The sequence below is a fragment of the Mycobacterium sp. E3247 genome (assembly GCF_001667785.1).
GTDB lineage: Bacteria > Actinomycetota > Actinomycetes > Mycobacteriales > Mycobacteriaceae > Mycobacterium.
In genome coordinates, this window is the sequence record NZ_LZJG01000224.1 from 1 (window position 1) to 10,673 (window position 10,673).

The window sequence follows — 10,673 nt, forward strand, 5'->3', positions numbered from 1 at the left end:
GGGCGACCACGGCGGCGATGCCCTTGGCGTTGGCGCCGCCGATCACCGACCGTTCCTTGGTGCCGAACACGCCCTTGCTCACGGCGCGCTCCAGCAGCTCGTCCAGTCCGGGGATCGGCTTCATCAGCTGCACGTCATCGGACGCCTCGGCCAGGCCCTTGTCGATCTTCAGGATCGGCACCACGCCCTTGGTCTCCCACAGGTAGGTCGTCGACGGCCGGCCCTCGATCTCGCGGTCCATGGTCTGCTCGAACAGGATCGCGGCCAGCACGCGATCACCGGCGAAGGCCGGGGAGGTGATGATCCGCGACCGCATCTGATGGATGAGGTCGAACATCTCCTCCTCGGAGGAGTACGCGTCGTCCTGGATGCCGTAGAGGCGCAGTGCCTTGGGAGTGGACCCGCCGCTCTGATCGAGCGCCGCGATGAATCCCTTGCCCGACGTCATCCGCTCCGCTTGCTTCTCGTTCGGCATGGAAGTTCTCCACTCCTTCGTGGTCGGCGTCAAGGTCACGTCGCTGCGGTGCCGCGCACCCTTGAAATAATCGTGCCGATCATATTCGGCCGATCAAAGCCCCAGAAGGCAGGCCGTCACAGCTCGGCTTGGTCGGGCTGCGGGGTGGCGGGTCTGACGCGCCACAGCGCCATGCGATCCAGGAGCCGGTCGCGCAGAACGAGCGTGTGGAACAGCACCGCGCACATGTGGGCGGTAAACGTGGCGAACAGCAGGAACGCGAACGCGCCGTGGCACTCGCGCAGCACCGCGAACACGTCGATGCTGTGCGGCGCGATGCCGGGCAGCCGCAGCGGACCCACCAGCGTGACGGGAAACCGCGCCGCCGACAGCATCGCCCATCCGGTGAGGGGCTGCACCAGCAGCAGGGCGTAGAGCAAACGCTCCGACCACGTCGCGATCCGCCGTTCCGCGCCGCTCATGGTGGACAGGAACGGTGGGGGCCGGTGCCTGAGCCGATTCGCCAGCCGCACCACGGCGAAGATCAGGATCAGCACACCCAGCGGCCGATGGATGGCCAGCAGCAGCGGGTAGTAGGTCAGGGAGGCGACCATGGTGACGCCGATGAGCAGTTGCGCGATGACCATCGGCGCCATCAGCCAGTGCAACAGGCGGGACGGGAGCGCGAAACGCGTCGCGGGGTTGGCGTGCGTCACCGGAGCACCTGGGAGACGTCGACGGCGCTGGGCGTCTTGGGTTCCTCCGCGCGGCGGGTGAACGATCGGGCGTAGACGGCCGATCTCGCGGCGAGCAACGGGTCGTCGGACACGGTGATCCCGTCCGGCAGCACCGTCGGGTCGAAGTTGATGTCGCGAGCGTTGCCGGGCGCCTCGGTCTGCACGGCGGTGACGGTGATGGTGCCGGCCTCGACGGTGCGGCGCGACCGCGGCCAGGGTTTCGTGGCGTCGTGGGTCGGGTCGCCGGGTTCCCCGACCGTGAGCACCAGCCGCCAGCTCAGCGGGCGCTGGGCCAGCGTGCGGATGAGGTCGTCGAACAGGTAGTCCTTGCCGGCCGGTGGGGCCGGTGGGGTCGGGGCTTCCTGCGGAACGACCGCCCAGCGCACCGGCACGGTCGCCCCGGCGCCGTTGGTGAACCGGAACGCGTTGAGGCCGTAGAAGGCGCTGTCGGCGAAGCCCGCGCTGGGCGCGGCCTGCTTGATGATCTTCATCGCGGCGACGGTCTCGGGGTGGCGGTCGAGGAAGGCGGCCATCTTCTGCGGATCGGGTTTGCCCGTCTCGGGCACCGGCTTGGACGCCAGGAGCCGGTCGTAGAAGCCCTGCGGCGTGCTGTCCGGGAAGACGGGGATGTTGATCATCGCGGTGCGCCATTGCTGGCCGTCGGGTCCCTGGAAGAGCAGGCCCAGCCCGCGGACCGTGGTGGACGCGTCCGCCTGATCCGGCAGGGTCCCCGACAGGGAGAACCGGCCGATGACCGGCACGCTGCCCTCCCGGAAGACCGCGGCCCGGCAGATCGCCGCCCCCGCGCCCGTGCTCGCGAAGGTTCCCACCGCGCTGAGGCCCTTGGCGTGATTGCGGCGAAAGCCGTCGTGGCGTCCGTAGATGTGTTCGAAGCGATCGGCGAATCGGGACGGGGTCAGCGCCGCAGGCCGCAGCCAGCCGCCGGCATAGGCGAACCCGCCGACATCGACCGCGGCGATGCCGGCCACAGCCCCCATGCCCAGCAAGGCACGCCTTGACAGCGCGTCGCTGACGGACCGGGAGGGCTTGGCGTCGCCGGTCGGGTCGTCCTGCTCGCCACCGCGATCACCGGGCTCCATGCCCACCGTCCTCGGCTGTTTGCGCAGGCCACGGGGCCCAAACCGGAAAAATATTCAGTCGAGCTAATTCACGCATGGGCGGGCGCCAGGCGCAACTTCTGCGGGGACCGTCGGACACACTCACAGGACGGTGCGGCGCGGCGAATCGTTCACTCGCTTTGAGAGTGGTCCGCCGAGTGACATACCATCGGGTAAACAACTTGCGGCTGCATCTGTGGCTAACTGCGCAGATCGACGGAGTGTGCCTCCTCCGACGGCAAGCGCCTTCCGTGGGGTTGAACAAGCAGCCCCCGGGCTTGGCAGCCTGATTGAGAGCTAAGGGTGTCCCGCCAAGGGACCGAATGTGAGTGATAGACCATGGGTGAATTAACCGGCGATCCAATCGATCCGACCGCTTTCTCAGTAGGAAAGCAGCAGGTCGATCAGGCGGTCGTGCTCAACGTCTCGGGCGAAGTGGACATGCTGAGCTCGCCCCACCTGGCCGAAGCGATCCAGACCGCGCTGGCGGCGAAGCCCGCCGCGCTGATCGTCGACCTGTCGAAGGTGGACTTCCTGGCGTCGGCCGGAATGACCGTCCTGGTCACGGCGCAGGCGGAGACCGAGCCGCCGACCCAGTTCGCGGTCGTCGCCAACGGCTCGGCCACCAGCCGGCCGATCAAACTGATGGGAATCGACAGCGTGCTCGCGCTCTACAGCTCGCTCGACGACGCGCTGAGCGGCATTACTGCTGGGTGAACCTTTCAGATGGGGGCACAGCTGGAAACGATGGGGCGCTCTGATCGTCAGCCGTACAACGTGTCGAACCTCGATGACCGGTCCCGCTTCGTGCGGCATCGTGTCGCCGCCGATGCGCGCGGCGCTGCCCGGGTCCGAGCCGACTTCGGGGTCTGGCTGAAGACACATTTCGCCCTCGGTGGCGACCGGTTCAGCGACGTCGTGCTGGCCGTGAACGAAGCGATCGCCAACGCCGCGGAATTCGCCTATTGCGACGCCACGCAGCGCGGGACGCTGGACGTCAGCGCGTCCTACGACCACCAGTCCGACACCCTGGCCGTCACGGTCGACGATCGCGGCCGTTGGCGACAGAAGGTGCCCGCACAGCGCCATCAGCAGCTCCGCGGGCGCGGTATCCCGCTGATGCGGGCACTCGCCGACGAGGTGGCGATCGACCGCACGCCGCACGGAACCCGCGTCGCGATGACGTGGACCGGCCTCACGCAACGGTCGTAGGCAGCGACTGCCACCCGTCGGCGATCCGCTTGATTCGCAACCGATTTCGTCATTTCGCGCCATCGATCCCGTAACATCTGCGCCGTGGAGCCGAGCCGTCGGTGGGGTGACGACCGCGCGATCCTCGACGACGAGGAGGCGCGCCGGCGCATCCTGGACGCCGCGGGCCGCTGCATCGTGCAACGCGGGAACACCCAGTTCCGGATGGGCGAGGTGGCCGACGAGGCGGGGGTGTCGCGGTCCACGGTGTACCGCTACTTCCCGGGCCGCGACGACGTGCTGCTGGGCCTGATCCTGGCGCGGGTCGACCGCGCGCTCGGTGAGCTGGTGCGCTCGCTGCCCGCCCCGGACGATCCGGTGCGCTCGGTGCCCGAGATGGTGCTGGCCCGCGTCGAGTCGGTGAACGGCGATCCGCTGAACGAGGCGCTGTTCGCCGCCGAGAGCACCGCCGTGGCGACGGCCCTCGAAAAGGGTTCGGAACCCATTGTCGACACGCTGTTGCGGCACTATCAGCCCCTGCTGGAGCGGTGGAAGTCGGCGGGCCGTCTGCACGCCGACCTTGATCCGAGGTCGGTGGTCCAGTGGCTGCATGCGACGACGTTGTTCCTCCTGGCGCCGTCCTGGCGATACCGCACGGCCGCGGACAAACGCGAGTTCGTGGACCAGTTCGTGGTGCGGGCCCTCGTGCCGGGAATCAGACAATAAAGGAGTATTGTCTGATGTCGGTGTTCTTCTGACTCCCCGACGCCCAGGCGGCTCGCCGCCCCGGTGGCACATCCCGAACCCAGGAATCGAGCGGACATGAGTAGTCCCGTGTCGCAGGTCTTTTCGGCCGCCGGCCTGGCCGCTCACCTGGGCCGCGGCGTGCGCCGGGTGGCCACCGACGCGGTGATCGGCGGCCGGTTGGGGCTGCCCCGCCGGGTGCGGAACATCGACGCGGCGGTGCTGTCCCGGGTGATGGGCACCACCGTCAGATCGGTCCGCGTCCTGGGCAGCGACGCCGGCACGTCGGCGCGGGCGCGGCTGGTGTTGACCGGAAAGGACGTCCCCAGCTCGGTGTTCGTCAAGCTCGCGGCGACGACCGCGGCCACCCGGTTGATGGGCGAGTTGGGCCGGCTCGGACACACGGAGGTCCGGTTCTACAACCAGCTCGCCCCACAAATCATCGGCGTCCCCTATGCCTACGGTGCGGCGTTCGATCCCTGGACGGGCCGCTACCTGTTGGTGCTCGAAGACCTCCCCGCCGAGTCGTGCGAGTTCCCCGACACCTTGCACCCGCTGTCCCTGGAGCAGGCCGGTCTCATCGTCGAGCTGCTGGCCGACCTGCACGCCACCTTCTGGGACCGACTGCCCCGCGGCGGGCGCGGCCCGCTGGGCTGGCTGTATACCCCCTCCGGCGACGTCACCTCCCTACTCACCGGCTCGCTGATGCACGCCTCGGTCAGGCGCCTTGCCGAACGCACCGAAATCCCTTTGGAGAACGGCCGATTCATCGCCGACAACTACCGTGCGGTCGCCGCCCTCATCGACACTCCCCCGCACACCGTCATGCATGGCGACGCCCACCCGGGCAACATGTACTTCCACGGCGGCAAGGCGGGTCTGCTGGACTGGCAGGCGGTGCGGCGCGGACACCCGGCCCGGGAACTGGCCTACACCCTGATCACCAGCCTCACGCCCGAAGATCGCCGGACGAACCAGCGGGAACTGCTCGACGATTACCGCCGCGCGCTCGCCGCGGCGGGCGGACCCGAACTCGACCGCGACGACCTGTGGCTGCGGTTCCGCCAGGCCGCGCTGTACGCCTACGTCGCTCCGCTGATCACCGCGGGAATGGGCGGCATGCAAGTCGAGGACATCGCCATGGAAGGGCTGCGCCGCGGCGTTGCGGCACTCGACGACCTGGAAACGGTCGCCGCCCTGAAGAGTTCGCTCTAAGGCCACCAAGTTTGCGCCGAACCTGTTGCATGGCCGCCGTAAGGGTTACGCTACTTCCCGTAGCGTAATGCTGACGCGTCCGGTGCGTCTTCGGCCCATGGCGGCAAGGAGAGTCTCGTGTTCGACCTGAAGATCATTGGCGGCACCGTCGTCGACGGCACCGGCGCAGAGCGCTATCGCGCCGACATCGGCATCAAGGACGGCAAGATCGTCGACGTGGTCCGCCGCGGGGACGGCGACCCTGACACCTGGGGCCTGCAGACGGCGCAGGCCGCCGAAACCATCGATGCCGCAGGGCGTGTGGTGGCCCCCGGCTTCGTCGACATCCACACCCACTACGACGGTCAGGTGAGCTGGGACAGCCTGCTCGAACCCTCGAGCGGTCACGGGGTCACCACCGTGGTCACCGGCAACTGCGGCGTCGGGTTCGCCCCGGTTCGTCCCGGAACGGAGCAGTGGCTGATCGAGTTGATGGAGGGTGTCGAGGACATTCCCGGCACCGCTCTTACCGAGGGCATCACCTGGGGCTGGGAGAGTTACCCCGAGTACCTCGACGCCATCGGCGAGCACAAGTTCGCGATCGACGTGGGCAGCCAGGTCGCCCACGGAGCCGTCCGCGCCTACGCGATGGGTGACCGCGGCGCCCGCAACGAGCCGGCCACCCCCGACGACATCGCCGCGATGGGCCGGCTGGTACGCGAGGCGATCGAGGCGGGCGCGCTGGGTTTCTCGACGTCGCGCACGATGGGCCACCGCGCGATGGACGGTGAACCCGTACCCGGCACCTTCGCCGCCGAGGAAGAGTTGTTCGGCCTCGGCCGCGCCATGGCGGCCGGCGGGCAGGCCGTGTTCGAGCTCGCCCCGCAGGGCGCCGCGGGCGAGGACATCGTCGCGCCCAAGAAGGAATTGGAGTGGATGCGACGACTGGGCGGCGAGATCGACCGGCCGGTGTCGTTCGCTCTGATCCAGGTCGACGCCGACCCGAAGCTGTGGCGCGAGATGCTCGACCTCTCGGCGGACGCGCACGCGGCGGGCGCTCGGCTATACCCCCAGATCGCCGCGCGCCCGTTCGGCATGATGATCGGGTTCCAGGGCCACCACGGTTTCAGTCACCGGCCCACCTACCGCCGGTTCAAGGCCGAACTCGGCCGGGAGGAACTCGCGCAGCGCCTGGCCGACCCCGCGGTAAAAGCCGCGATCCTGTCCGAGGAGGACCTGCCCGCCGACCCCACCCTGTTGTTCGACGGCATGTTCGCCCTGGTCCAGCACTCGCTGCACCGCCTGTACGCGCTCGGCGATCCGCCCGACTACGAGCCCACCCCGGACCGCACCGTCGCGGCCATCGCCCAGGCCCGCGGCGAGGACCCGCTGTCCACCCTCTACGACCTCATGCTGGAGTCCGACGCCACCTCCATGCTGATGCTGCCGCTGTTCAACTACGCCGACGGCAACTGCGACGCGATCCGGGAGATGCTGCTGCACCCCGCCGGCGTGCTCGGGCTTTCCGACGGCGGCGCCCACTGCGGAATGATCTGCGACGCCTCGTATCCCACCTTCCTGCTGACGCACTGGGCGCGCGACCGGCGCCGCGGCGAGAAGCTTTCGCTGGAGTACGTGATCCGCAAGCAGTCCCGCGACACCGCACACCTTTTCGGTCTCACCGACCGCGGCACCATCGAGCCGGGCAAGAAGGCCGACCTCAACGTCATCGACCTGGACGCCCTGACGCTGCATCCCGCCGCGATGGCCTTCGACCTGCCCGCCGGCGGGAACCGGATCCTGCAGGGAGCCAGCGGCTATGCGGCCACCATCGTCAGCGGTACGGTCACCCGGCGCGACGACGTCGACACCGGGGCCCGCCCCGGGCGTCTGGTGCGCGGGGCACGTTAAGGCTCCGGGATGAACGCGCCCGCCGGCAACCCGACCCGCAGCCGCGACGAGGACGCGATCGGCACCCCGCCGGAGACCCCCGCGCTGGTGCCGGCGGAGCGGTATTACTCGCCGGCGTTCGCCGCGCTCGAGGTCGAGCGGATGTGGCCGAAGGTGTGGCAACTCGCGTGCATGGTCGACCACGTCGCCGCGCCGGGTGACTACTTCGAGTACCGGTGCGGACCGTACGGCGTGCTGATCGTCCGCGGCGACGACGGGGTGCTGCGCGCCTTCCAGAACGCCTGCCGCCACCGCGGCAACTCGGTGTGTGTGGGCTCGGGCTCGGAGCTGCGGGAACTCAAGTGCGGCTATCACGGGTGGACGTGGGACCTGGCCGGCGAGCTCAAGCGAGTGCCCGACCGAAAGGGGTTCGGGGCGCTCAAGCTGTCCGACTTCCCGCTGGTGGCGGCCCGGGTGGACACGTGGGAGGGGCTCGTCTTCGTCAATCTCGATCGCGACGCGGCGCCGCTGCTCGCCTACCTGGAGGCGGTGCCCGACGATATCGCCTGGTGCCGGCTGAGCGACTTCCGCTGCTACGCCACGCTGACCGTCGAGGTCGACGCGAATTGGAAGACGATCGCCGACGGCTTCAGCGAGACCTACCACATCCAGACGCTGCACCCGGAACTGCTGCGTTGTGTCGATGACATCCATGCGCCCCAACAGATCTGGGGGCACACCGGCAAATCCGACCAACCCTACGGTGTGCAGAGCCCACGCTTCGGCGGGGCGCTGAGCGACGAAGAGATTTGGGACGCCTACGTTTACACGCAGGGCGCTCTCATGGGCGCCGGCGAAGGCACCCCCTTCCCCGCGGACGAGCGACGGGACGGCCAGACGGTCCAGGATCTGATCGCCGCGCACACCCGGGCGTTCGCCGCCTCGCGCGGGGTGGACCTGGACTGGGCCGACACCGACCGCATCATCCGCCTGCACCAGTACAACGTCTTCCCGAACATGACGCTGCTGGCCAACGCCGACCACCTCACCGTCATGTGTTCGCGGCCCCGGCGCGATCCCGCCGCCACCCCCGATCAAGGCGAGCTGGTGATGTTCCTCATGACGCGGATGCCGCCGGGCGCCGCGCGCGCCAAGCCGACCGATGTGCGAATGAGCGCCGGTGAGGCCGAGCCGGGCGTGGTGCTCACCCAGGACATCCAGATACTCCCCGGCTTGCAGCGCGGCATGCATCAACCGGGTTTCACCCACTTGGTGCTGTCCAGCGAGGAGCGGCGGGTGATCAACATGCACCGCAACCTCGAGCGCTACCTCGACCTGCCCCCGTCCGAACACGTGCGCGGCGGCGCCGCCCCACCGCCGCCGACAGAATTCGTGTTAGACACGCCGTAATCGGTCCGATGCGATTTAGAATCCGTTTCGTGATGACCCCGTCAAACCCGTGGGGGGAAGACCGAGGGCGACTCGCGCATCAGCTACAGATGCGATATCAACCACTCGCGCGAAGACGCGCGCGGCGAATGTGCCAGAGCTTCGAGCGGGTCGGCGTCCGCACGGAGCCAGACCGCCTGCAGCAGATGCTGTCGGGGGCGCCCCTCGCGCCTCATGAAGCGATGGACGTCAAATTCGCGTTGATCGCGCTGCGGATCGACCGGGAGACGCGCGCCGCCCGGTACAAGCGGCTGAAGCGACAAGGAACCCGCTCGCTGATGTTCGCCGGCCTGGTCCTGGTGGTGTTGAACTTCCTGATGTGCATGGCGTACTTCTTGCTCAATCTCGCCGAGCAGGGCACGTCTCTGTGATCCGCTGAGACTCCGTCAGCGCGGGACGACGATGCCGTTGTCGTAGGCGTAGACGATTGCCGCCGCGCGGTCCCGCAGGTCGAGCTTTCCGAAGATCCGGCCGATGTGGCTCTTGACGGTGACGCCGGAAATGCAGAGCTCGTCGGCGATCTCGGCGTTGGAGAAACCCCGGCCCATCAACGTCAGCACATCGAGCTCGCGGGTCGTCAACTCGGCGATCGCGGTGCCGCGGGGTCCGGGCGCGGCTTTGCGATAGGTGGTCAACACCCGCGCGGTGACGGCCGGGTCGAGGTAGCTGTCGCCCCGGGCGACCGCCCGCACGGCTCGGATCAGTTCCTCGGCGGAGGAGTCCTTGAGCACGAAGCCGGCCGCCCCGGCGCGCAGCGCCTCGGACAGCAACTCGTCCTCGTTGAATGTGGTCAGCGCCAACACTGGCGGTGTCCCCCCGAGCCTGCGCGTCGCCTCGATGCCGTCGACCCGCCGCATGCGCAGATCCATCACGACGACGTCGGGCCGGTGGTCGGCCACCGCGGCGGGCACCTCGTCACCGTCGGAGCATTCCGCGACGATGACGAACCCGTCCTTGCGACGCAGGATCCGGCGCAGCCCCGACCGCACCAGGTCCTGGTCGTCGACGAGGAGGACGGTGATCTCGTGCGGCTCCGGGATATGTGGGATCACGCCTTGCACCACCACGGCCGCCAACCCACCTCGCCCTCGTGCAACGGTATGTCGGCACGCACCGACCATCCCTCGGGCGTCGGGCCGGCGTCGATGGCCCCGCCCAGCAGTTCGACGCGCTGGCGCATCCCGCGCAACCCGCGGCCCTCAGCAGACAGCGGGGCGGCGATCGCCACCGGCAATCGATTCTCGACCGTGAGGCTGGCCGAGACCGCCGAGACCTTCAGCGTCACGGTCGCTTTCGAGTCGGGCGCGTGTTTGGCGATGTTCGCCAGCGATTCCTGGGTGATGCGATACAGCGCCAGGCCCACGGCCGCCGACACGCGGTCGGTGGGTCCCTCGGCGCGCAGCGTGAGGTTCAGCCCGGCGCGCTGGAACTCCGCGACGAGCCCGGCGACGTCGTCGATACCGGGTTCGGGCGTCGTCTGCGCTGCTTTCGTCGGGGAGCCGTCCAGCAGCCCGACGGTCCGCCGGATGTCGGCCATCGCCTGCCGGCCCAGACGTTCGGCCTGTTGTCCGCCGCGTCGGTGGCCGCGCTGCTGCTCGCCGCGTCCGCACTGCACCGGCTGGACGCGGTGGGGCTGTACCTGGCTTTCGTCGGCGCGGGGTGGCTCCTCGGTTACGTGATGCGCACGCAACGGCTGTTGCTGGCCGAACAGATCGAGGCTCAGAAGTTGTTGGCCGAGCACGCGGCGGCCGACGAGCGGCGGCGCATCGCCCGGGAGGTGCACGACGTCATCGCCCACTCGCTGAGCATCACCCTGCTGCACGTGACCGGCGCGCGTCGAGGGCTGCAGCAGGACCGTGACGTCGATGACGCGGTCGACGCGCTGGAACAGGCCGA

The 10,673-nt window shown here is 69.0% G+C and carries 11 protein-coding genes and 2 pseudogenes; 8 read left to right on the forward strand and 5 right to left on the reverse strand.

Annotated features, from left to right (window positions below):
* The 3 genes from A9X04_RS11950 to A9X04_RS11960 all read right to left on the reverse strand — a co-directional run.
* Nucleotides 1–475 (reverse strand): class I fructose-bisphosphate aldolase (locus A9X04_RS11950; protein ID WP_156764335.1); only part of this gene is annotated, 475 nt, incomplete at its 3' end.
* 116 nt (nucleotides 476–591) lie between these two features.
* On the reverse strand, nucleotides 592–1,170 hold the full coding sequence (locus tag A9X04_RS11955) for a cytochrome b (protein ID WP_082974956.1): 579 nt from the start codon (nucleotides 1,168–1,170) through the stop codon (nucleotides 592–594).
* On the reverse strand, nucleotides 1,167–2,291 hold the full coding sequence (locus tag A9X04_RS11960) for a catalase family peroxidase (protein ID WP_304442392.1): 1,125 nt from the start codon (nucleotides 2,289–2,291) through the stop codon (nucleotides 1,167–1,169). Before A9X04_RS11960 ends, A9X04_RS11955 begins: the two co-directional genes overlap by 4 nt.
* A gap of 357 nt (nucleotides 2,292–2,648) precedes the next feature.
* On the opposite strand from A9X04_RS11960, the gene A9X04_RS11965 reads away from it, so the two are divergent.
* From A9X04_RS11965 to A9X04_RS11995, 7 genes are all read left to right on the forward strand, one after another.
* On the forward strand, nucleotides 2,649–3,026 hold the full coding sequence (locus tag A9X04_RS11965; RefSeq protein ID WP_067920553.1) for an STAS domain-containing protein: 378 nt from the start codon (nucleotides 2,649–2,651) through the stop codon (nucleotides 3,024–3,026).
* 60 nt (nucleotides 3,027–3,086) lie between these two features.
* Nucleotides 3,087–3,521 (forward strand): ATP-binding protein, encoded by a 435-nt coding sequence (locus A9X04_RS11970; protein WP_082974964.1) that lies wholly within the window; start codon nucleotides 3,087–3,089, stop codon nucleotides 3,519–3,521.
* A gap of 84 nt (nucleotides 3,522–3,605) precedes the next feature.
* The gene (locus A9X04_RS11975) at nucleotides 3,606–4,226 is read left to right on the forward strand and encodes a TetR/AcrR family transcriptional regulator (RefSeq protein WP_067920555.1); all 621 of its coding nucleotides are present in this window, start codon (nucleotides 3,606–3,608) and stop codon (nucleotides 4,224–4,226) included.
* A 96-nt stretch (nucleotides 4,227–4,322) separates the two neighbouring features.
* Nucleotides 4,323–5,459 (forward strand): phosphotransferase, encoded by a 1,137-nt coding sequence (locus A9X04_RS11980; protein ID WP_067920557.1) that lies wholly within the window; start codon nucleotides 4,323–4,325, stop codon nucleotides 5,457–5,459.
* A 117-nt stretch (nucleotides 5,460–5,576) separates the two neighbouring features.
* Nucleotides 5,577–7,349, forward strand: a complete 1,773-nt coding sequence (locus A9X04_RS11985; RefSeq protein WP_067920558.1) for an amidohydrolase family protein — start codon at nucleotides 5,577–5,579, stop codon at nucleotides 7,347–7,349.
* A 9-nt stretch (nucleotides 7,350–7,358) separates the two neighbouring features.
* A complete protein-coding gene (locus A9X04_RS11990) occupies nucleotides 7,359–8,738 on the forward strand; it encodes an SRPBCC family protein (protein WP_067920559.1) in 1,380 nt (459 codons plus the stop codon).
* A 221-nt stretch (nucleotides 8,739–8,959) separates the two neighbouring features.
* Nucleotides 8,960–9,148 carry a hypothetical protein gene (locus tag A9X04_RS11995; protein WP_231980352.1) on the forward strand — a complete coding sequence of 63 codons (189 nt, stop codon included), beginning with the start codon at nucleotides 8,960–8,962 and terminating at the stop codon, nucleotides 9,146–9,148.
* A 15-nt stretch (nucleotides 9,149–9,163) separates the two neighbouring features.
* Here the strand turns inward: A9X04_RS11995 and A9X04_RS12000 are convergent, their stop codons facing one another.
* On the reverse strand, nucleotides 9,164–9,844 hold the full coding sequence (locus tag A9X04_RS12000) for a response regulator (RefSeq protein ID WP_369828944.1): 681 nt from the start codon (nucleotides 9,842–9,844) through the stop codon (nucleotides 9,164–9,166).
* Nucleotides 9,826–10,344 (reverse strand): annotated as a pseudogene (locus A9X04_RS12005) (sensor histidine kinase); the annotation flags it as partial. The pseudogene A9X04_RS12005 and the gene A9X04_RS12000, both read right to left, overlap by 19 nt.
* Between A9X04_RS12005 and A9X04_RS30385 the strand changes: the two are divergent.
* Nucleotides 10,336–10,673: pseudogene (locus A9X04_RS30385) on the forward strand (histidine kinase); the annotation flags it as partial. The pseudogenes A9X04_RS12005 and A9X04_RS30385 overlap by 9 nt on opposite strands.

Coding starts and splice junctions, on each gene's coding strand:
- A9X04_RS11960 (WP_304442392.1), bottom strand. CDS start 2,291: ATGGAGCCCGGTGATCGCGGTGGCGAGCAGGACGACCCGACCGGCGAC.
- A9X04_RS11965 (WP_067920553.1), top strand. CDS start 2,649: ATGGGTGAATTAACCGGCGATCCAATCGATCCGACCGCTTTCTCAGTA.
- A9X04_RS11980 (WP_067920557.1), top strand. CDS start 4,323: ATGAGTAGTCCCGTGTCGCAGGTCTTTTCGGCCGCCGGCCTGGCCGCT.
- A9X04_RS11990 (WP_067920559.1), top strand. CDS start 7,359: ATGAACGCGCCCGCCGGCAACCCGACCCGCAGCCGCGACGAGGACGCG.
- A9X04_RS11995 (WP_231980352.1), top strand. CDS start 8,960: ATGGACGTCAAATTCGCGTTGATCGCGCTGCGGATCGACCGGGAGACG.